General features: G+C 67.9%; 21 protein-coding genes. 4 read left to right on the plus strand and 17 right to left on the minus strand.

The genetic code is table 11. The features are described 5' to 3' along the window. Positions 1-85 precede the first annotated feature (85 nt). The 6 genes from BM028_RS16085 to BM028_RS16110 form a co-directional block, all read right to left on the minus strand. Positions 86-607, minus strand: coding sequence for an alcohol dehydrogenase catalytic domain-containing protein (locus tag BM028_RS16085; protein ID WP_302847589.1), 522 nt, complete (start codon positions 605-607; stop codon positions 86-88). Positions 608-973: 366 nt separating this feature from the next. Next, positions 974-2,695: a DUF2075 domain-containing protein gene (locus BM028_RS16090; protein WP_092387770.1), complete on the minus strand. Its 1,722-nt coding sequence runs from the start codon at positions 2,693-2,695 to the stop codon at positions 974-976. Continuing rightward, positions 2,682-3,002 (minus strand): nucleotide pyrophosphohydrolase, encoded by a 321-nt coding sequence (locus tag BM028_RS16095; protein WP_092387772.1) that lies wholly within the window; start codon positions 3,000-3,002, stop codon positions 2,682-2,684. The genes BM028_RS16090 and BM028_RS16095 overlap by 14 nt, the downstream gene beginning before the upstream one ends. Positions 3,003-3,053: 51 nt before the next feature. Further along, positions 3,054-4,187, minus strand: coding sequence for an McrC family protein (locus BM028_RS16100; RefSeq protein WP_139219844.1), 1,134 nt, complete (start codon positions 4,185-4,187; stop codon positions 3,054-3,056). Positions 4,188-4,221: 34 nt separating this feature from the next. Continuing rightward, entirely contained in the window at positions 4,222-6,354 is a 2,133-nt protein-coding gene (locus BM028_RS16105) for an McrB family protein (RefSeq protein ID WP_092387776.1), read from the minus strand. 22 nt (positions 6,355-6,376) lie between these two features. After that, entirely contained in the window at positions 6,377-8,179 is a 1,803-nt protein-coding gene (locus tag BM028_RS16110; protein WP_092387778.1) for an alpha/beta hydrolase family protein, read from the minus strand. A gap of 132 nt (positions 8,180-8,311) precedes the next feature. On the opposite strand from BM028_RS16110, the gene BM028_RS16115 reads away from it, so the two are divergent. Continuing rightward, complete coding sequence (locus tag BM028_RS16115; RefSeq protein WP_092387780.1) at positions 8,312-8,830, plus strand: hypothetical protein; 519 nt, start codon at positions 8,312-8,314, stop codon at positions 8,828-8,830. A gap of 99 nt (positions 8,831-8,929) precedes the next feature. Here the strand turns inward: BM028_RS16115 and BM028_RS18310 are convergent, their stop codons facing one another. Further along, on the minus strand, positions 8,930-9,115 hold the full coding sequence (locus BM028_RS18310; protein WP_139219845.1) for a hypothetical protein: 186 nt from the start codon (positions 9,113-9,115) through the stop codon (positions 8,930-8,932). A gap of 43 nt (positions 9,116-9,158) precedes the next feature. Between BM028_RS18310 and BM028_RS16120 the strand changes: the two genes are divergently transcribed. Both BM028_RS16120 and BM028_RS16125 read left to right on the plus strand, forming a co-directional pair. Further along, a complete protein-coding gene (locus BM028_RS16120) occupies positions 9,159-10,382 on the plus strand; it encodes a hypothetical protein (protein WP_092387782.1) in 1,224 nt (407 codons plus the stop codon). A 4-nt stretch (positions 10,383-10,386) separates the two neighbouring features. After that, the gene (locus tag BM028_RS16125; protein WP_139219846.1) at positions 10,387-11,016 is read left to right on the plus strand and encodes a DUF7255 family protein; all 630 of its coding nucleotides are present in this window, start codon (positions 10,387-10,389) and stop codon (positions 11,014-11,016) included. A gap of 116 nt (positions 11,017-11,132) precedes the next feature. Here the strand turns inward: BM028_RS16125 and BM028_RS16130 are convergent, their stop codons facing one another. From BM028_RS16130 to BM028_RS16155, 6 genes are all read right to left on the minus strand, one after another. Further along, on the minus strand, positions 11,133-11,630 hold the full coding sequence (locus BM028_RS16130) for a hypothetical protein (RefSeq protein WP_139219847.1): 498 nt from the start codon (positions 11,628-11,630) through the stop codon (positions 11,133-11,135). Beyond that, the gene (locus BM028_RS16135) at positions 11,617-12,597 is read right to left on the minus strand and encodes a sporulation-delaying protein SdpB family protein (protein WP_139219848.1); all 981 of its coding nucleotides are present in this window, start codon (positions 12,595-12,597) and stop codon (positions 11,617-11,619) included. The genes BM028_RS16130 and BM028_RS16135 overlap by 14 nt, the downstream gene beginning before the upstream one ends. Then, positions 12,594-13,166 (minus strand): SdpA family antimicrobial peptide system protein, encoded by a 573-nt coding sequence (locus BM028_RS18315; RefSeq protein WP_139219849.1) that lies wholly within the window; start codon positions 13,164-13,166, stop codon positions 12,594-12,596. The genes BM028_RS16135 and BM028_RS18315 overlap by 4 nt, the downstream gene beginning before the upstream one ends. After that, positions 13,163-13,870 carry a sporulation delaying protein family toxin gene (locus BM028_RS16140; RefSeq protein WP_139219850.1) on the minus strand — a complete coding sequence of 236 codons (708 nt, stop codon included), beginning with the start codon at positions 13,868-13,870 and terminating at the stop codon, positions 13,163-13,165. Before BM028_RS16140 ends, BM028_RS18315 begins: the two co-directional genes overlap by 4 nt. A 106-nt stretch (positions 13,871-13,976) precedes the next feature. Continuing rightward, entirely contained in the window at positions 13,977-14,909 is a 933-nt protein-coding gene (locus tag BM028_RS16150; RefSeq protein ID WP_092387794.1) for an NADP-dependent oxidoreductase, read from the minus strand. A 132-nt stretch (positions 14,910-15,041) separates the two neighbouring features. Continuing rightward, a complete protein-coding gene (locus tag BM028_RS16155; RefSeq protein WP_092387796.1) occupies positions 15,042-15,998 on the minus strand; it encodes an AraC family transcriptional regulator in 957 nt (318 codons plus the stop codon). Positions 15,999-16,108: 110 nt separating this feature from the next. On the opposite strand from BM028_RS16155, the gene BM028_RS16160 reads away from it, so the two are divergent. Further along, a complete protein-coding gene (locus BM028_RS16160) occupies positions 16,109-16,882 on the plus strand; it encodes an SDR family NAD(P)-dependent oxidoreductase (protein WP_092387798.1) in 774 nt (257 codons plus the stop codon). Positions 16,883-16,899: 17 nt separating this feature from the next. Here the strand turns inward: BM028_RS16160 and BM028_RS16165 are convergent, their stop codons facing one another. From BM028_RS16165 to BM028_RS16180, 4 genes are read right to left on the minus strand one after another with little or no spacing between them, the layout of a single operon-like run. Further along, positions 16,900-17,712 (minus strand): hypothetical protein, encoded by an 813-nt coding sequence (locus tag BM028_RS16165; protein ID WP_092387800.1) that lies wholly within the window; start codon positions 17,710-17,712, stop codon positions 16,900-16,902. Next, positions 17,709-18,200 (minus strand): hypothetical protein, encoded by a 492-nt coding sequence (locus tag BM028_RS16170; RefSeq protein ID WP_139202076.1) that lies wholly within the window; start codon positions 18,198-18,200, stop codon positions 17,709-17,711. Before BM028_RS16170 ends, BM028_RS16165 begins: the two co-directional genes overlap by 4 nt. A gap of 5 nt (positions 18,201-18,205) precedes the next feature. Then, positions 18,206-19,963 (minus strand): alpha/beta hydrolase, encoded by a 1,758-nt coding sequence (locus BM028_RS16175; RefSeq protein WP_071296617.1) that lies wholly within the window; start codon positions 19,961-19,963, stop codon positions 18,206-18,208. Further along, on the minus strand, positions 19,960-20,241 hold the full coding sequence (locus BM028_RS16180) for a hypothetical protein (RefSeq protein ID WP_071296616.1): 282 nt from the start codon (positions 20,239-20,241) through the stop codon (positions 19,960-19,962). The genes BM028_RS16175 and BM028_RS16180 overlap by 4 nt, the downstream gene beginning before the upstream one ends. Positions 20,242-20,375: the final 134 nt, after the last annotated feature.

Genomic DNA, 20,375 nt, shown 5'->3' on the forward strand with positions numbered 1-20,375 from the left:
AATCCGGCCATGATCTCCCGTGCTCTCCATCGTTGACGTGCAGGCGGCGTTGCGCTCGGCGATCTACTTCTCAAGGATCAGCACTTCATGTCGTCGTCGCCTCACCACGACACCACGAACCGCCCCAGCGCGCCACCCGCCTCGAGCCGCTCATGCGCCTCCCCGCCGCGAGGCAGGCAGCACCTCCGCTGCCCGCGACGGCCAGCTGTACCACGTAGTTCCCGAGCAACCCCGCCGCCCCGGTCACGGCGAGCGTCTGCCCGGGAGCGAGCCCCGCCCGCGAGAGGATCTGCAACGCCGTCAGCCCATTCATCGGCATCGTAGAAGCGAGCGGAATCCATGTCTTCCAAGGGATCCGCGTAAACGAACCGACCGGTGCGACGAGCTCCTCGACGTACGCACCCCCGTGCGCGCTGAGCGGCAGCGCGATCGCCATGACCTCGTCGCCGACCTCCCACCCGGACACGTCGGGCCCGACCTCGTCGATGACCCCGGCGGCATCCATCCCCGGCACGTACGGCGGCGACGCCTGCGAACTGTCGCGCTGACCGGCGCGGACACCGGTGTCGGTCGAGTTCACGGCGAACGCCTGCACCCGAATCCGCACGGACCCCGCACCAGCGTTCGGCTCCGGTACCTCGTGGACGGCAGGCGCCTCCAGCCCTCGAATCGTATCAATCCCGTTCGTCGGTGGCGAAGCGGACCGACTCAACAACCGTCTCGATGTGCACTACCCGTCGGACTGGAGCACGTCCGAAAACACCTGGTAGCGCCCGAACGCCTCCCGGTAGTCCCGGATAGGTGTAACGCTACGGATCATCCATCTCGTTCAAAGCGCAGTCTCGCCCGCAACGATGGACGTGCCGCTCCGGTTGAGGACGGCAACGAGTCGCCACGCATGCGAGGTCTGCAGCAGTCGGAGCACGATCTCGCGAGAGACCGGTGGGAACCCAGACCGTTCTTCTGGGTTGGCTCAGCGCGACTGGACGATAGCGCGCAAGTGCTCCCGTAGCGGCGGGTCGACCACATAGAGGTAGGTGCCGAGGACCCCACGCGTCATCAGGACCGAGTACGCGTTCACCACGAACTGAAGGACGTCCTGATCCGAGTACTCGATCCCGAGCCTCGGGTTGTTCTCGACGCCCTTCTTGTCGAAGTAGTTCAATCGGTCGAAAACAACACGCTGAGTCTCTTGGTTGAACCGCACGTCCGGCCCGATGACGACGCCCGCGTAGTTAAGGTCGTACCCCTGCACGGTGTGGATCGATCCGACCTGCTCGACCGCCCCTGGTGACGTGATCCAGTCGGTCTGGGTCTGGTTCCACTGCAGCTTTCGACCGTCTATTTCGATGTCGATCGCGGCGGGATCGTTCTTGCTCTTCCACTTCCAGGCGTATCCGGCAACGAGGCGGGACAGGCCGAGTTCGGCGTCGCGGGCACGGATCGCGTCGTGCATCTCACCGAGGTCGCCGAAGAAGCGCACGTCGTAGGCGCCGAAGTCCTCTCGCGCGCGGGGCTTCTCGCTCAGGAGCGCTCGTGCAAAAGAAACGTAGTCCGCTCCACCCTGCACGCGCATCTGGGCAAAGAGTCGATAGCGGCGATCCGCGGCTTCGCTCTCGTCGATGAGCGCCCGCTGAGTCGCTTGCGGGAGGTCGGCGGGGCGCACGCTCTGATGCGAATCGATCAGGAAGATCTGGTGCCGGCTCTGCTTTCGGATCCAGTCCACTTGTGTCAGATGGTCGGCGTCGGCGCCGAACAACTTCTCGTTGATCTCCCCGAAGCTCTTATTCTGCATGCCGGACGCTTGGTTGGCCCGGTGGTTGAGGCGGTGCGATTCATCGACGACGAGCAGGTCCCAGGGCTCATCGCTCTTCCCAACCTCGAACGGAGTCAGCACCATCGTCTTGTCGAGACCCGGGGTCTTCGCGAACACGCGCCTGAGGGAAGCGCGCAACGCCTGCTGCGGTACGACCAGGCCGAGCCGCGAACCATCCAGAAGACGGTGGTTGCCTTCCGTGAAGAAGTCGGAGAAGAGAGCGTCGCTCTCGAGATCGTCGAGCCCCTTGCCCTGGGCGAGGTCTCGGAGGAGCTTGAGCAGGTAGACGGCAACGATCGTCTTGCCGGTGCCTGGGTCGCCTTGCACGGTTATCGGAGTCGCTGCCGGGTCGTCCCAATCGTCGAGCAGGCCCTCCAGGATGTCCTCCATTGCGATGGCCTGGTCGCGGTTCAGGGCCTTGAAGGGCGAAAGCTTGAAGAGTTCACGGTTCTCGATCTCAGGCAGACTGCGAGTGAACACCTGCTGCTCGCGGAGCGCATCGAAAATCTGCTTGAAGGTCTCGCGGTACCTCGGCCTGTCGTAGTAGTCGGCATCCACGATGCCCTTGTTGCTGTTCAGTACTGTGAACTTCTCGTCGGCCGCGAGCAAGGCGATGAGCTGCGACTCGAGGTCCAGGCACACAGACTTGTTGAACGTGTCGTCGAGTACGAGCCGAACCGCCTTCAACGTCTTGCGCTCGGCTGACTCAAGGTGCTGCCGCATCCGCGCGGCGGTGTTCAACGTCTCGCCGACGTACACCCGCTTCCCGTCGTCGAGGATGTAGACCACTGGCCAGTTGATGAAGCGACGATCATCCGCTTGCCACGACCGCAGATGCTCTTGGGTGAACGGGAGCCGCTCGATGTCAAAGCTGGTCATACTTCGTGCTCCGGCCTCGCGATCGTTCCACCGGGTACTTGACCGTCGTGATCGCGAGCTTTTCGCGGATCAGGGTTTCCGGCGACGTGCCGAGGCGGTCCGCGAGGAGGAAGCAGTACGTAAGCACGTCGGCGAGCTCGCTCCGCACGCGCGAGTCGTCGGCTTCTGCTTTCCACTGAAAGCACTCGAGCAGCTCCGCCGCCTCGATCGAGATGCTCTTCGCGAGGTTCTCCTGGGTGTGGAACTGGCCCCATTCGCGTTCGTCGACGAAAGCGCGTAGTTCATCGCGCAGCCCCTCATCCACCATGATGCGACGCTAGCAGCGCGGCTGACAACAGCGGTACGAGCGCGCGGTCGGTCAGATAACTTCAGTGCACGATCCCTGTCGAACGAATGACGACAGCTGATCAAGCACCGCCGTCGTGGGACGGCTTAGGTCGAGCGCGTGCTGCTGGACAAGTGGGCCTCCGACTACCTGCATTCGTCGCGCCTCCGACTCCCCCGCGGCATATACAAGGTGGCCAGCTTCCAGCCCAAACCTCCGGCAGTACGCCGCCATCTGGTACAGATCAGCGTTCGGATACCGCCCGTGCTTCTCAACCTTGTACTTGACGTCGATGCACGCCCGCACCTCCCCGTCGACGACCCACACGAGGTCCGGCGCGATCTTCACCGTCCCCTCGACATCTAGCGTCGACGCGTACTGCGCCACGAGCTCGCCCCCGTATGGCCGGAACGCCTCCCGCAGCGTGGCGGTCACGAAGTCCTCGAACACCGACCACATGTCGACGAGGAACCCCGCCCCCACGAGCGATCCGGTACGCTGCTCGATCGACGCTCCGGACAGCACGAGCGACGCCAGCGGCAGCACGGCCGAGTACCGGGCGTTCCGCCGATCCGGCCGGACCACGGGTACCGGCGCTCCAACCGGGATCACCGTCACCCCGTCGAGCACCCGCACCACCCGCCGCAGCCGCCCAACGACGTCGGCCGGGACTCCCGGCAGCCGGAGTAACCGCGTCGCAGCGGTCAACACGAGCTGGTTCTCCGCGATGTCCTCCACGTAGTCGTCGAACGACACCTCGACCGGCAGCGGCTGCCCGCCCCGCCGAGTGAGCTGGTCGCCGATCCGCCACCGCCCGCGAACCAGCGGCAGCGCATCGTCCCGCGTCACGTACCCGCGGAGCGCACCTCCGGCGAGCGCCCGCGAGGCCTGCCACCCGAACGCGTGCGCCAGCGCCGGCACGAGGTCCTCGTCGGCCGCGAAGCCGAAGTCTTCGTCCTCCCAGATCGCACTCCCCGCGCGCGCGTAGCCGAGCATCGCGAACAGCCGGCGTACGGATGTCTTCGGCCGGATCCACACATCGTGACCGGCGATCCGGACCACGCCGACCTTGCGCACACCACTGACCCGGTACTCGTCGGCGACGAAGGTCGGCGAAACGTCCGCGATCCGCGCGGCGACGAGACCAGCCGCGACCTCGCGCGGCATCCGATGCAGCGTCGGCTGATCCGCCTCCCGCAGCTCAACCCGCGGTGTCGGCACCTTCGGCCCCGTCCGCGACGGAAGGCGTCGCTTGGCGACGCAACGCTGCTAGGCCGTACCGGGCCTCCAGGTCAACGCCGTCGCCGTAGTGGTGCTCCGCGAGGAGCGGCAGGATCTCGTACCGCCACACGTCCGCCAGACCGTGCGCGTCGAGGTCGCGCATCAGGAATGACGGCCCCACCTTGGCATCATGGTCGGCAATGGCAGCGTTGAGTCGCTTCAGCAGGTCTGCGCGGTCGTCCCGGAGGCCCTCTGTCGCCACCCAGCCAGTCAGCACGTCGCGGACGGGGTCGCGTTCCGGGTGCAGCTCGATGAACGCGAAGCGGCGCCGCATGGCGGCGTCGAGCATCGCGATCGAGCGGTCTGCGGTGTTCATCGTGCCGATGACGAAGATGTTGCTCGGCAGGGTGAACGGCTCGTCACTGTAGAGCAGGGAGATCTCGCTGTCCCGGTACTCGAGCAGGAAGTACAGCTCGCCGAAGACCTTCGCGATGTTGCCCCGGTTGATCTCGTCGATGACGAGGAAGTAGTTCGCCTCGGGATTGGCTGCGGCGCTGTCGGCGAGGCGTCGGAGCGGTCCCTTCCGGAGGCTGAACGCGAGGTTGCCGCTGTCGTCGTTGGCGACGGGGCGGAAGCCCTCGAAGAAGTCCTCGTACGAGTACGTCGGGTGGAACTGCACGATGGTCGTCTCGCCGTCGGTGCCGTCCGTCACATGCTTCGACAACGCCTGGGCCAGGAACGTCTTGCCGGTACCGGGCGGGCCGTAGAGGATGACCTGCTTGCGACGCTCGATGAGGTCGAGAGTGTCCTGCAGCCACATCTGAGGCATGTGGAGGCCCTCGGCGAGTGCGGGTACAACGGTCGGGAACGCGGCACGCGTGGTCGGTGCTCGTCCCGACGTCTCGACAGGCGCGCTCGTGGTGCCCTGCTCCGAGCCACCCCCGGTGGCGACGACCGAGTCCGCTGGTTGCCACCTGGCGAGCAGCGGTTGCTCGTAGAACTTCGCCGGTCCCTTCGCCTTCGCTTGCAGGGCGATCGCGATCTGCTGGAACAGTGCGTCGGGGTCGTCGTCGGCCTGGCGCTCGACCTCTCCGGCGAACGCCTGACGAATCGCGTCTCGTGCGCTTCCGGATATCACCTCGCCGAAGATCCCGGGGTGGACGAGGTAGAGCAGCTCGTTGCGCTGGGTCGGGAACGATGCGCCGGGAAGGCTGTCCACGATGTCGCGCCACGCCCACGGGTCGTCGAGTGCATGGTCTCGTGCTTCGGAGGGAAGCGCGATCCACCGCGCGGCGCAGTGCACCACGATCGACAGCGCTCGGTAGAGCTGGACAGACATGGCTGTCCCCGGGTTGAACGACCACGCACGGAAAGCATCGTCGATCTCCACCGGGATCGTGACGGGGTGATCCATCTGGCCGAGAAGGAACTCGACTCGCTGGCGCTTCTTCTTCTCGCCCGGATTCTGCAAGGGAAGGACTTGCCAGCCGATGAGTTCAGCCATCAGGAGCTTCGCGTCGTCTGAAGCACCGTCGAACTGTCGGCCGAGCTTCTCGAGGAAGTCTGCTCCAGGTGCATCGGGCTGCCCGAGGAACCGCTGCTCGAGCTCAGCGAGGACCTCGGTGCGCCAGACCTGTCGGCCGGGGGCGAACACGGAGTCGAGAGCTCGGAGCCCTCGCTCGACGAACAGCTGGCTCGTCGTCCGGATGAGCTCTGCGCGACCGTCAGGAGGAACGATCTCGGTCCGCAAGCGAGTCTCCTTGTCCTCGCGCAGATTTCGCTGGAACGCGCGCTGCCGGTCGTTGAGCTCGTCCCGGAACTGCTCGAACGGAACCCCGTCCGCGGAGGCGCGGCGGCCGTCGTCGGTGACGTGCCACTCGCCACGTACGGGCTTGGTCAGGAAGCCCGCGTGGACCAGACCCGCCGAGCCCCAGAAGAAGTCGGACTCCCCCTGCGGCTTCCCGTGCTGGTTGGGTTCGAGTTCCTCGCCCTCGAGTGGCACGCGGGTGCGCGACGCCTGCCAGACGTCGAGTCGACTCGCCGCACCGCCCTGCTCGTCGAGGTAGCGCAGCGCTGCGCGGAGGCGGTTCGTCCGGTTCTCTGAACGGCTCATCGTCCTTCGTTCCGTTCCAAGGTCAATGAGCTGCCGCGGTCGAACGCGTCTGCGGCTCAGGCTCGAGTCCCTGCTCCCGCATGAACTCGAGCGCCCGTTCCAGGATCTGGATCTTCTTGCGGAGCTCGACGAGGGCGGGCGACTTCGGGTCGGAGTACTCGTCCAGCCGTTCGTGTGCCCGTCGGACCTGACGCTCGGTCTCGACGAACAGATGCCACACGGCGGGGTCCTGCTCGAGGTCGAGCTTCTGTCGGAGGATGACTGCTGCCAGTTGCCGCATGACGATCGACTCGACGGCTTCGGCTGACGTTCCGGAACTCGCGAGTCCGAACGCGATGCCACCGCCGCCCGCAGTCACGAGGCTGCCGGCCGTGATCAAGCCCCCGATCATGCCGCCGGGACCGAAGGCTGCGAGCGCGCTCGTCAGGGCAGCAGCTCCCGCGAGGCCTGCGCCGGCGGCGAGGGCTAGGCCTCCTGTGGCGACAACGATGGCGACGGCACCGGCACCCAACGCGCCGATCTTGATCCAGTTCGGGCCCTTGCCACCCGCGAGGACCTTCTCGGCACGATCCACAGCGTCGAGGACATCCGCGCCGAGAACGCTCCCGAGACCTAGCTCAGCAGTGAGATCCCGCATCGCCTGACGCTTGACCCCTTCGCTGAACCCGATGTCGAAGGGACGCAGGAAGTTGTCCGAAGCTAGGACAATCAGCTGGACGAGCGCGTCCTCCTTGGTCAGGTAAGCGCCTGGAGCCGGCGGAGATGCTTCCGCGCCGGGATCGGCGAGGTCGAATGCGAGGCGTGCAATCTGCTCAGGACGCGGCCGCCCCTCGGTGTCACGACGTTGCAGCATCGCTTCGACCGCTGTCGCCTGGACTGCACGAAGTGCGCCGAGGAATCGATCCTGCTGGTCGTCCTTGAGGTGTGTCCCGACGAGGTGCGCGTACCGGAGCGCAAGAAGGACGATTCGCTCCTCGCCGTCCAACGGGACGTCAAACTCGTTCACTGTGTGGACGAGTTCAGTGGAGAGCGAGCCGTGCATCGCGTACCCGATCGCCTCGGCCACCCGCCGATCCGACAAGTACTCGACGGCACCGTGCACGCGAGGGCTCGGCGGTGTCGCGACGCGGAGGTCGAGCAGCCACGGCATGACCGAAGAAAGACCGCGGTGCGCAGCGACCGGGTCAAACCCGTTCCAGAAGTTCACCCACCAACCGAGGTTGGTTGGCGGTTCCTGCATCGCCTCTCGCAAGTCCGTCGCACGCACCGAGCCGCTCGCCAGTGGGCTTCCGATAGTGATCATCCCGACAACATTCAGGCCCGCAGGAAGCCGGCGGACGAGATCGGCGGCGACGACCGAGCCGAGGCTGTGTCCGACGATCAGCAGGTCTCCCGAATCGGGGAGCGAGTCGAGGACCCGAGTGAGGACTCGTGCACGAGCCTGCTCGTCGTGGAGGTAGTTGTGCGCCTGCTTGAAGGGGTGGGTTTCGAAGGCGATGTCGACGACTGTGCCTGCGCCGAGCCAGTTTGCCGGGTCCTCGTGCTGACCGAGCCGGTACTCCATCGCACTCGTACGCCGCTCGAACTCCCGCCGGTTGGTCCTGGCCTCGTCCTTGCCTGGCTGCTTCACGATGATCGGGGGGAGGCGGTACTTGCCGTCCCCGTTGCGCAGGGCGAACGCGTACTTCGGCGCGATCCATCGGTCGGGCTCCAGTGCGGGGTACCCAAGCCGCACGAGCGCCCCTGATAGCGCGACCTGCCAGCCATCTTCGACATCGCCGGCTCCGACACCGTGGAGGAACAAGAGGACAGGACCAGCGCTCACGAGCGACCTTCCGGAAGAGTTGACGAACCTTCGATGTCGCTCAGGCTAATGGGAATCCAAGCCGGAACAGGAACGAATTGACGATCACGAATGCGTGCTCGATCACGACCGTGTCGCTGCTACCGTGCCGACGTGGGTCTAAACGAGTTCTTCGAGGGGTTGAGCGCCGTAGCGACAGCGGGCGCGCTGGTAGCAGCTGTGTACGCGGGTCTGCAGGCGCGACGCCTCTACCGGATCGAGTCGGATCGGGACGAACAGGCGCGAGCGGCGGCACGGGCATCGCAAGCGACGAAGATCAGTGCGTGGGCTGCGACGCGAATCCGGACCGGTGGCCGGGTGCTGTTCGGCGTCGTCGTCCGCAACTCATCAGATGACCCGGTCTACGACGTGCAGGTCACGTGCCACGGCTTCTCCTCTCCTGAGGTCGCGACCCTGCAGTGCGTACCGCCAGGTGAGTTCTTCGTAGCGAACGCCGTGGACGAAGACTCGACGGCAGAGTGGGACTACCCGAAACCGCTGCAGGAGATCCGCGATCCGATGCGTCCGTTCACCATCTCCGATGCTCGCGGCGTGGACGCGATCGTGTTTCGCGACAACACCGGTACCGCATGGCATCGGGCTGCCCAGGGAGCCCTGACGAACGTTCCCTGACTCCGCCGTCAGGCACACGACGCGCCGCCCGCTTCGAGATCGCCGAACGCACGGAGACCGAGACCGAGACCGCCCAGCTTCTCGCCCCGCTCGCACTGCTCAGGTGGACACGATCGTCATCGGCCGCACCGGCGTGTTCATGTTGATACCAACGACTGGCGCGAGGTCGCGGTCCACGGCGATCCGATCCTCCGCAGCCAGGGTCGTTACGGCCATCAAGCCGCAGCGCGGCGCATTGCCGCATGCGGAGTCCTGAACGTCGGCCGCCCATGCAACGATGAGCACGTCCGAAAGACCCGAGCGCCACTCACTCCGAAGGACCACCCTCTTGACCGATGTCGACGAACCCGATGTGACGCTTGAAGCCGAGGTTGCTGCCGACTATGTCGACCGCGACATCGCGAAGGCGGTGTCCGGACGCCGAGCCGTCGCACGCCAGTATGTCCGGTGGCTGCGTCGCCGCAATCCGTCGGCCACTCCAGCCGAGATCGTCCTCATGCTCGAGCGGCAGTACACGACCGCGATTACCACGGCTGGTGCAGCGATCACGGTTGGTTCCATCGCTGCCGACATCGCGATCGCGATGATCCCGGTGGCCGGTCCCGCGGTCGCCGGGGCCAAGAGCGCGAGCGCGCAGGCCGCCAAGGCCGGCACGAAGGGCGCGATGAAACTCGCGGCGACGAACCTCGCGAAGAGCGCTGCACAGACTGGTGCGAAGGGGGCCGCAGCCAAACTTCTCCCCGCTGGTGATCAGCAGCTGCAGTTCGAGCTCACCGCGATGTTCGGCCTCGCCCTCGCCGATCTGCACGGCATGGACCTGGACAAGGACCAGGCGCAGGCACTCGTCCTCGGCCTGACCAACGAACGCGTGAGTCAGCAGCAGATCGCGACGATGGCCAGCGACGTCGCCGAAGTGACATCGGACGGCACGATCTCGACCGGGCAGAAGATTGCCGCCGGCCGAGACGACTGGTCGCACTGGGCAACAACGCTCTCGGACGCTCTACCGGGTGGGGCTGCACAGACCCTGGTCCGGACGATCCAGACCGGTGAGCTCGACCCAGTGCGTGAAGGCTTGACCGGCAAGCAGCGAGCCTCGGTGGAGTATGGCGTCGGCGCGATCACCGGAGGCGTGGCCCGTTTCGTGTTCGGCCGCGACGTCGTGAAGTCCTCGCGTACGGCCTTCCCGGAGGCGCCCGACGATTTCCCCGACCACCTCGCGCTGACAGTGAAGACCGCCTCCGACGACGAGGGGTCGGACAACCGTGCGCTCGCCGCGCTCGAGGATGCCGCTCGCTCGACCGGCACGTGGGTGACCGGAGCCGCCGGGGCAGTCGGGAACGGAGTTTCCGGCGCTGCGAGCTCCGCGACACGGGTCTTCCGACGAGTCGACCTCGACGGTGACGGAGTTCCGGACGAGGCGCAGGCCCTCACGGTCGCGAAGAACGTCGGCGGGCGAGTCGCGGGTGCCGCGAACGTGGTCGGTGGGCGAGCCGCTGGACTGTTCAAGAAGAAGAGAGACGCCGACCTCACCACAACGGAAGCCGACTGAGCTCGTGCCGAAGACCGGCGCTCGTGTCATTGCTCTCGATCGAATGCTGCAGGACGCAGGCCTCGCCTCGCGGTCAGCGAAGCGGGGCCCACGGCTGTCGGAGCTTCCGGACGCAGAGAGGTCGGCGGTCAAGCGTCTCTACCGGCGGTTGGGCGGTGTCCTCGACGAGCCCAATCTTCGCCCCGGCGGATGGGACCTCATCTACGACGGCATCCTCGTCGAGCTCGACGAGGAGATGCACTTCAACCGGTACCGGGCCGTCACGCTCGGCGTCGATGCCGGGGCGAGCGCGCCCTGGGCGGCTGCGTACGAGGACTTCTGCCGAGCACACGAACGGCGATCTGGAACCGGTGGCCGACGGTGGAGCAGTCCTTCGGCCGAGCGGATGTTCGGGCCTGCTGCGCCCCACTGGACGTTCGAGGGAGGTGGCGCGCCGCGTTGGAAGCAGCGCGCCCTCTACGACGCCATGAAGGACGTTGCAGCTGCAGCGGGTGTGGTCCGGTTGTCGAGGATCTCCGTGTACGACGTGGTCGACGGAGTTCGTCTCGAAGATCTGCTCCGAGGCCGGGCCGTAGTCCCTCCCTCGGCTCTCCGAACCTTCGTCGAATCACGCGCTCTCGGCGTGCACAGATAGGTCTGATCTCAGTCGCGCTGAGCGGGCCGGCTCATCTCTATGGTCGCCTCGGCACCAAATCAGACTGCCTGGATACCCGCTCGGATAGGAAGTGAGCCTTCCATTCGGATCGCGCATCAGCGGTGTGCGTGACGGTCGAGCGCCTCGAGTACCGCTCCGGCAGTTGGCCCGTCAGTGAAGGCGATCACGTAGGTTCGCCCGTCTCGCATCACGAACCGCACAGCTGCGTCGCCGCCGACTGAGTAGAGACGACCTCGGCTCCCTCTCGCCGATCCCTTGATCCCCCACCCGCCGTACTCGGCGTACGCGTCGATCTGGACGAGATCCGCCGTCTGGATGTCTCGACGAACCAAGCGCGTTCTCCAGAACGGTGCCAAACCGACCGTGACGTGGTCGGGGGAGCACGTCACGAACGCGGCGGTCCTGGCCGCAGATGACGTCGCCCACGCCAGACCACCGCTGACAGCGACGAGCACCACGATAGACGGGAGGTCGAACTGTCTTCGCGCGGCCTCGGCAGCGGCAACCACGACGACCGGGGCGAGCACGATCACCGTCGCGAAGAACGCTCCGCGACCTGCCGGGCTGCGGAAGGAGCGGTCAACCGCTGACATGCTCAGCCCCCTGTGCGCGTCCGAGGCGCCAATGCATGACTTGCGCGAGACTCGTGGCTTCGTGGGGCCGCACGAGGAGCAGGATGTCCGCGGCGATCATGATCATCGAGAAGCTCCAGAGTCCCATGAGGCAAGCGATCGCGAGGTGGAACACCACGGCGAGGAGCAGGAACAGTCTCCTCGCCCGCTGCGGCAGGAAGACGGCAGCGACCAACGCGAGCTGCAGTGCGAGCGTTCCGTAGGTCAACACGACCGTGAACGGCAACCACGCCAGAGCAGATCGAACGACATCACCGATCGGGGCGGGTGGAGCGAACACCGGGTTCTGCATCCAGTACCACAGCGCAGTGCCGTCGGACCACTCGAGTACCGCGAACTTCGCGACGCTCGCTTGGAAGTACACGCCCATCATCTGCAGCACCCACAACCCGACAGCGGCGTAGGCGATGCTCGGGACCCACGGGCTGCGACGCCCGTACCTGCTGTCCCGCGACCAGTGCCAACGGCGCCGATCGAGCAGCAGGATCGGAACGAGGATGAGCGTCAAGTTCGCAGCGAGGTGTTCGCCACCGTCGACGGCGGTGCTCGAGGCCATCAGGCTCCACGTCACCCACCAGTGCGGGAGAGCGGTGGCCGCCGGGAGGATCCCCGTGATCACGAGTGCGAGCACGACCACCGCAATCCACCGCGCCGGTTCGAGCTGCCCGTTCGAGGACCCGATGCAGAACAGGGACATCCACGAGGTCGCATTCGCACAGTTCGTGCCGCTCGGGAACGTGGCGCTCCGAAAGAAGAGCTGATCGGTCGGCGTGAGCACGAGCGTCAGCAGCGCTGCCGCCGCGAGGATCGAACGGACGAGTCCCAACACCGGAGAGAACGGGCTGACGGCGGCGATGTACCGTGCCCAAGCGGAGTGTCGACCGCGATCTACGCGTCGGCACGCTCCCTCGATCGTCGTGGCCGTCATGCGGCATCGCCGAGATGGTGGCACCGGACATCTGCACGGATGGCCTTCGTCGGAGCGTCGTACTCGAGGCCGGCGAAGTCGATCGAGATCGGACTGATGTCGAGCAGGAGTACCTCGCCACAGAGCCGGAGGTCGTAACCGTCCGCGGTCCACCGCTGCACCCCTCGCTCCGACTCGGCTCGCCTCGCACAATCTGTGGCGGAACTTCCGGTGCAGTCGGACCAGAGATCGTCGATGTCCGTTCCACCGACGATCTGCGAGACGTCGTACTCGTCCAGCCGCGACGCGCGATCGAAGCCGAATGCGTTCTCGAGTGTGGCGTTCGGTCCTCGGGAGACCCGCTGCCATCGACCCGTCTCCGCGCGGACCCATGCCTGCGTGATCGGCTCGCGCGGGTCACGTGTGAAGAAGCCCCACCCTTGCGGCGCGACCTCGCCGACGATCTGGAGTCCGTCCGAGACAAGGCCGGTTGCGTGCGTCTTCACGGGAAGGGATGCGAAGCCGACCGTGGCCACGACGGCGACCGCCGCCGTCGCCGCCACGGCCATCGTGGTGACGCGGGAACTCACGCCGGCAGCGCCTGGCCGACGCGCGTCGCGTTCGCCAGGAACTTCTCGTGCTTCACTCGCTCGGTACCCGCGTCGGTCCCTCGTCCACAGCCGACCCAGGCACCGCACCAGGCGTACACGGACACGAGCACCGCTGCCGCAGCCGTGATCGCGGCGGCATTGTGGACAACCGCTCCGGCGTACACCGCGAACGCCACCGCAGCGACGCACGCTGCCACGGCGCCACACATCGGTACGACCGCGCTCGAGCTGTACTTCTGCGTTGCTGCCTCGAGTTCCTCCGCCGAGTAGGTCTCTTCGACGTACGACTCGAAGGCATCGCCGAGCGTGCGGAATCCGTCTTCGACCGTGTTCACCGAGCCCGAGCGGATGTCATCGACTGCCTGCTCGACGGCCGAGGCTCGGGACGCGACCAGACCGTCACGTGCGTCACGCGCGTAGGTCTCGATGCGCTGAAGTTCGTCTCCGGAGAACACCGTGTCGATGCTCGTACCGAGTTGCTGAGCGACCGGCCCGACACCGAAGAGCGCGCCGTCGATGAGCAGCAGGTCTTGATCAGAGAGGCCACTCTGCCCAGCCGGCTGATTGGTTTCGCGTTCCGTGGCCACGGCCGGCGGCGCGACGACCAGCGCCGCGACCAACGAACCGACGACGGCCAGCCCGACCGCGCCGGAACGCGCTCCGCGAAATGAGATCGTGATCATGATTCCCTCCCGGCGGAGCAACTGCGCTCCACTCACAGAGGGACGGTACTGATACTTCACTCACCCGGCAAGTGATATTCAAATTTCTGCACGCTCGGCCGAGGCATCACCACGTCAACACGAACCTTCCCCGCGTCCCCCCAGCCTCGAGCCGCTCATGCGCCTCCCCAGCCCGCGAGGCCGGCAACACCTCCGCAACCCGCGGCGTCACCGTCCCACTCTCCACCGCATGCCGTAGCTGCTCGAGCTTGTCGAACGACCGGTACTCCGCGAACACGGCAATCTGCTCGAACCGGATCCCACGAGCCCCGTCGCCCTCCCACCCACGCACGTCGAGGAACACTCCCCCGTCGCGCACTGCATCGACCACCGGAGCCCGCTGCACCGCAGCATCGGCGAGCGCATCGACCCCGTCCGGCACGAGCGCACGCACCGCGGCAGCGAACCCGTCTCCACGCTCCACGATGTGCGCCGGCCCGAGCGACCGGACCAGCGCTTCGTCCGCAGGCGCAGAATCCGCGATGACAGTGAGTCCAGCAGCGACCCCGAGCTGCACGACGTAGTTCCCGAGCAACCCCGCAGCCCCGGTCACGGCGAGCGTCTGCCCCGGAGCGAGCCCCGCCCGCGAGAGGATCTGCAACGCCGTCAGCCCGTTCATCGGCACCGTCGATGCGAGCGGAAGCGACGTCCCCCGAGGGATCCGCGTGAACGACCCGACCGGCGCGACGAGCTCCTCGACGTAGGCACCACCGTGGGCGCTGAGCGGCAGCGCGATCGCCATGACCTCGTCGCCGACTTCCCATCCGGAGACGTCGGGCCCGACCTCGTCGATGACCCCGGCGGCGTCCATCCCCGGCACGTAGGGCGGCGCCGCCTGCGAGCTGTCCCGCTGACCGGCGCGCACACCGGTGTCGGTCGGGTTCACGGCGAACGCCTGCACCCGGATCCGCACGGACCCCGCACCGGCGTGCGGCTCCGGCACCTCGTGGACGGCGAGGGCCTCCGGCCCTCCGAACTGTTCGACTCCTACGACCTTCACCGTTCCGGTCTACCGGACGACGCTCAGCCGTACCCAGCGAGCGGGCCGGTGGCGGTGGTCGGGACGCACCATCCGTCGGACTGGAGGCGCGGATCACCGCCGACCCGCGCCTCCAGTCCGGCACTGGGCCGGCTACACGGCGGGGGCGAGCGCCAGCTGTTCGCGCGCCACCACGGCGTCGGCGGCCGGGGGCCGGCCGTACGCCTCGCGGTAGTCCCGCGAGAAGTGGGAGGCGCTGCGGTAGCCGACGGCGGCCGCGGCGCGGGCGGCGGTGTCGGCGTGCAGGACCATGCGGCGGCGCGCTTCCCCGAGTCGGGTGCGCTTGAGGTACTGCGCGGGTGACATGCCGGTGGCCTGCTTGAAGCGGGCGAAGAGGGTGCTCTCGCTGACGCGGAGCTCGCGGGCGAGGCGCTCCATCGTCCACGGTTCGTCCATGCGTTCGGTGAGGAGCGCGGTCGCGCCGGCGACTAGCCCAGCTTCGGCTCCGGCTCGGTCGAGCGCGGCGGTGATGCGCGGCGCCTGCGCGGTCTGCAGCAGGCGGAGGACGATCTCGCGCGAGACCAGGGGGAACAGGACGGGGATGTCCTCGGGGGCGTCGAGCAGCGCGAGCAGGCGGCTGACGGCATCGGCGAGCGGGGCCGTCCACTCGCCGAGTCGTGGCAGGTCCGTGCGGCTCGTGCTGGACATCGTGCTCGACATCGACGCCACGACCTCGCCGACGACGACCGGGTCGAGCTTCCAGACCGCCGAGACGAAGCCGTCGCTCCCTGCCGTGTCGAGCACCCCGGCGACCACGGGGAGGTCCACGGGCGTGATGATGAACCGCTCGCGGCCCCAGACCTGGTCGTCGTCCCCGACGACCGAACGCTTCCGGCCGCGGAGGACGACGGACAACGACGGGACGTACCGCCGGTCGAAGAGTCCGGTCGGCTCGTGGACGCGGGAGACGGTCAGGCCGAGTGCTTCGGCCCGCTGCACCGAGGCGGGACGGGCCACCATGTCGACGGTGGACGCGCGTTGGAGCACTGCGGCGTGCCGCGAGGCCACCTCGGCCGCGCGATCGAGGTGCTGCGCCGTGCGATCGTCCACGGGCCCACGCTACGCAGTTCTCCCGGCGCCGAAGAAGTCGTGCGGGATCCGGCAAGGTTCCCGCTGGATCGGGCAAGGCGCGGGGCTGCCCGGGGACCGAGCATCGATGCATGACCACTGCACTCCTTGACCAGACCACCGTCCGCACTGCCCTCGTGACCGGCGCCTCGAGCGGCATCGGTGAGGCCATCGCCCGCGAGCTCGCCGCCACGGGCATGACCGTCGCCGTTCACGGCCGCGACGCCGTCCGCACGCGTGCTGTCGCCGACGACATCGAGCGCCAGGGTGGCCGAGCCCTCCCGATCGTGGCGGACCTCTCCGCGGGTGCTCCCGACGTCCGGGCGTTCGCCGCCGCGGCCCGGGAGCTGCTCGGTGGTCACGTCGACGTCCTCGTGAACAACGCCGGCGTCTACCCCGGCGGTCCGACGGAGTCCCTGTCCGACGACACCGTCGAGGCGCTGCTCGCGACGAACATCCGCGCACCGCACGTCCTCGTGGCGGCGCTCGCCCCGGGGATGGCCGCGCGCGGGTCCGGCGTCGTCGTGAACATCGGCTCGTGGATGGCCCGGGTCGGAGTGCCGTTCATGGCGCTCTACCCGGCGACCAAGGCCGCGGTCGAGCAGCTGACCCGGGCCTGGGCGGCCGAGTACGGGCAGCGCGGGGTGCGGGTCGTGACGGTGGCGCCGGGTGCGACGGCGACGCCGGGGAACGCGGACTCGGCGGACGTGCTCGCGGCGATGACGCAGGGGACGCCCGCGGGGGTGCCGGTGCAGCCGGTCGACATCGCCCGTGCCGTCCGGTGGGTGGTGTCGGACGAGGCGGCGTTCGTGAACGGCGGGACGCTCGACGTCGACGGTGGGATCGCGTCCACGCGGATGCGCTGAGGGCACATCGCTGCCCGTCAGGGCGCCCCGGACGGGATGCAGTCGCTCTCCACCAGCAGCACGTTGTCGGCCTTGAGCCACGAGATCGTGGCGTCGGCGGAGGAGACACTGAGCTCGAGGCGGCCGTTCCGCTCATCGAACCCGGTGCGCTCACCCTCGGTGTCCCACGAAACCCGGAGCGCCTTCTCCGCACTTGAGCGATCGACCTCGTCCCCGAGCCGGATGCGCTCGTGGAAGGCCCGACAGGTGTTGCCCGCGGCGGTCGTGCCGCTCGTGGACCAGGTGCTCGTCCGTACCGCGCTCGGCGCCACTTCGAGCAGCTGCAGCGCATCGTCGACGTACTCCTGCATCTCCTGGCCCGCTTCCTCGGCCGATCCGGGCCCGTAGCCCGAGTCCAGGTCGTCGAGTTCCTCCTGCCGCTGCTGCTGTGCGTACCTGTCGGCATCGCGGGCAGCGCGCGGGAGGATCTCGAACGACGGGACGATGACGAGCAGCACGACGGCGAGCAAGCCGACGCCCGCCACCACCGTCGCTCCCGATGCCGCCACCTCGAGGACTCGATCACGGAGCGCTCGGATCCCGGCGATGAGCGCTGGGACGGTGGCGAGCAGGCCGATCACGATCGCCACGATCTGCGGTCCGGCCGCAGCCCCGCCATCGCTCGTCGATCGCCACGCGGAGCTGATCTGCACCACGAACGACAGGAAGAGTGCGATCAGGACTCCGATCGGCGCGACGACGATCCCGAAGATCAGCCGGTTGCGCCGGAGCCGCAGGTCGTCAGCCGTCGCGCTCTCCCCGGCGGTGGACTCGGGTTCCCCGGCCGTCACCGGTAGTCGTCCGGGTCGCCGAGGACGCAGCGCGAGTCCACGTTGACGTGCGCGCGGACCTTGGTGGCTGCCATCGAAGCACGGGGCTTGCCGTCGGCTCGCGCCACCACGGCGTAGACCTGACCGGTCTCCGGGTCCATCTCCGTCTGTGTCTTCGACAACTCGTAGCCCTCGCGCTCCCAGTGCTCACCTGCCTGTGCCACGAGCGTCCCGGGATCGTCCGGCGCGTCCACCTCGACGTAGTACCCGAACTGCACGGCCCGCGCCCCGTCGATCCGGCAGTCGTACGCGGCCGCCTTCGGCACCTCCTGCGGCCACGTGTCCGGGGCCAGCGCGAGCACCGACCGGAATTCGATGATCGCTTGCGATTGTGCCTCTTCGATGGTCATGGCGTGTCCCGCTCCTGTCATCCCGCACCCCGAGAGCACGAGGGTGGTCGCAGCGGCCAGCGCGGCGACCGCCGTGGTCTTACGCACGCTGATCGGCATCGGGTTCACCGTAGCGTCGCCTTCGCCGTCTCGATCAACGTGTTCGTGTCGAGGTCGAGGTAGCCGTGATCTGCGTCCTCGGCACCGTTCGGGTTCACGTACAGGTCATGCACGTTGACGTCGGACGTTCCCTCGACATGCGAGGCGTCGATCTCGGTCGCGCCGAACGGCTTGAAGGTCGGGTCGATGCGCTCGGGGTAGCTCAGGACCTGTCCGATGTGGGCCACGTTGAACCGTTCTTCGGCCTGCGCCGCGTACATGTGCTCGGCGTGGATCGCCCCCGCGTTCGGGATGTGCCCGGGGATGCCCGCGGATCCCAGGGTGACGAAGCTGTTCACACCCAGATCGGCGTGGTCGTGCAGAGTGATCGACGCCGTCGTCGATCCGTACGAGTGCGCGACCACGTTGAGGTGCGCGTCCGGTCGGGTCGCACGGAACCCACCGAGATCCGCTGCCAGACGGTCGGCACCTGCGTTGGCGTGAGCCAGACCGAACACGCCGAGATCGCCGGTCGTCAGTGCGTTCCGCGGCGCCTCGTACCCGATCCACGTGACCATCGCGGTGTTGCGCCCCCTCTCGGAAAGCCGCTGCACCCCGACCACGTTCGCACCGGCTCTCATCAGCAGGGTCGTGTCCTGGAGTGTGGTGCCCATACCGGGCACGAGGTAGCTGACGTTGGCCGCCGTGTCGAGGTCGCCCATCGACACCGCTCCGAGGGGAGGCTGCCCGTCGAGGAACGACACGAACTGCCGGGGCATACCGTCCACACCACGGAGGCTCGTCCGCGAGGCCGCCAAGAAGTTCTGGAGTGCTGCGAGCCGCTCCGTGGCGGCGTCGAGCTCCTGCTGTGCCGCACGCCGAGCGCTCGGTCCCGCGGCGCGCAGCGCCTTCCGCGCCGCGTCCACGTCGTCCTGCGCCCGCGCGGACGCCCGCTGCGCGCTCAACCGGTTCGCCTGGTCCCGCGCCCAGTACGGCACGCCGTCCAGGTTCCCGATCACCGCCGGCAATGCCGTGATGAGCGCGTCCTGCGCCGCCGAGTGCTCCCCCGCGGTCCCCCGGCCACCGAGCCCGTCCCACCACGCCTGCACGGTCTCGGGCGGCATCCCGGCGAGCCGATCACCGACCGACGGGTCCTGCGCCGCCAGGACCTCGGGCGGCATCGCAGCGACGGCGACGAGGAAGTCGGCGTCGCTCATCCTGCCGAGCGCCCCCGAGTACGAGGGCGCCACGCCGAGCACGTCGGTGTCGGACAGCCCGGCCGACGCCGCACGGTCCGCGATGGCCCGTCGTTCGACGAGCGCGTCCCATTCCGCCTGCAGTCGCGACGCCGTCGCCGCGAGGTCGTCCGCGTCGGACCGCAGCCGTCGGGCCTGTCGTCCGTCGGCCTCGGTGGCGTCCTGGCCTGCCGCGGCCACCACCGCGGCCGAGAGCGACACGGTGTTCGCAGCGACTTCCACGGCGTTCGTCAACTGTGCCGCACGGATCCGCTCCGCCTCGTCCCGGATCGCCCGTACGTCGTCGGCGTAGGTGTCGAGCACGTCGATCGCGACGTCGAGCCGGCCGATGATGCGTCGAGCCGCGCGCGGGACGGTGCCGACAGTGACGGAGAAGCGATCCTTCGAGGCGCCCCTCCAGTCGTCCGCATCCTCCGCGGCGCGGGCGACGCCGTGGGCTCCGGCGCTGAGGTCGTCCTGGTGGCTGGCGAGGCCACTCGAGAGCTTCGCGACGGCACCGGGGTCGCAGGCGAACGGGTCGGCGGTCATCCCTTGCCGCCGACCTTGCCCGCCAGCTCGGCGTCGGCGTCCTGCACGAGCGACTTCGTGTCGTGCGCGTACTGCGCGAGCGTTCGGCTCGCGTCCGCCAGCCATCCGGCCGAGCGTTCCTGTGATGCACGGAAGACCGTGAAGGCGTCGGTGACCTCGTCCGCGCCGAACGCTCCGCCGTCGGTGGGCACCGAGGCGTTGGCGAACAACTCCTGCGCTGCGTCCAGCGCGTCGCGCACGCCGTCGAGCGTGGCGTACGAGACCCGTAGATCAGCCATCGTCTCCCCCGTCCGTCGCAACGCCCTCCGTCACGATCCCACCGGCAACATATCAGTATCGGAACCTCGGACGAGTCACTGTGCACAGATCGGTGCCCGTCGGCGGCGCTCCGGTATCCCCCGATCGGAGGATG

This window comes from Curtobacterium sp. YR515 (assembly GCF_900113095.1).
Taxonomy (GTDB): Bacteria; Actinomycetota; Actinomycetes; order Actinomycetales; family Microbacteriaceae; genus Curtobacterium.

Excerpts from the sequence above, each read along its gene's own strand:
- BM028_RS16090 (WP_092387770.1), bottom strand. The coding sequence starts at position 2,695 with ATGACCAGCTTTGACATCGAGCGGCTCCCGTTCACCCAAGAGCATCTG.
- BM028_RS16095 (WP_092387772.1), bottom strand. The coding sequence starts at position 3,002 with ATGGTGGATGAGGGGCTGCGCGATGAACTACGCGCTTTCGTCGACGAA.
- BM028_RS16100 (WP_139219844.1), bottom strand. The coding sequence starts at position 4,187 with ATGCCGCGCGAGGTCGCGGCTGGTCTCGTCGCCGCGCGGATCGCGGAC.
- BM028_RS16105 (WP_092387776.1), bottom strand. The coding sequence starts at position 6,354 with ATGAGCCGTTCAGAGAACCGGACGAACCGCCTCCGCGCAGCGCTGCGC.
- BM028_RS16130 (WP_139219847.1), bottom strand. The coding sequence starts at position 11,630 with ATGTCAGCGGTTGACCGCTCCTTCCGCAGCCCGGCAGGTCGCGGAGCG.
- BM028_RS16135 (WP_139219848.1), bottom strand. The coding sequence starts at position 12,597 with ATGACGGCCACGACGATCGAGGGAGCGTGCCGACGCGTAGATCGCGGT.
- BM028_RS16140 (WP_139219850.1), bottom strand. The coding sequence starts at position 13,870 with ATGATCACGATCTCATTTCGCGGAGCGCGTTCCGGCGCGGTCGGGCTG.
- BM028_RS16160 (WP_092387798.1), top strand. The coding sequence starts at position 16,109 with ATGACCACTGCACTCCTTGACCAGACCACCGTCCGCACTGCCCTCGTG.
- BM028_RS16170 (WP_139202076.1), bottom strand. The coding sequence starts at position 18,200 with ATGCCGATCAGCGTGCGTAAGACCACGGCGGTCGCCGCGCTGGCCGCT.
- BM028_RS16175 (WP_071296617.1), bottom strand. The coding sequence starts at position 19,963 with ATGACCGCCGACCCGTTCGCCTGCGACCCCGGTGCCGTCGCGAAGCTC.
- BM028_RS16180 (WP_071296616.1), bottom strand. The coding sequence starts at position 20,241 with ATGGCTGATCTACGGGTCTCGTACGCCACGCTCGACGGCGTGCGCGAC.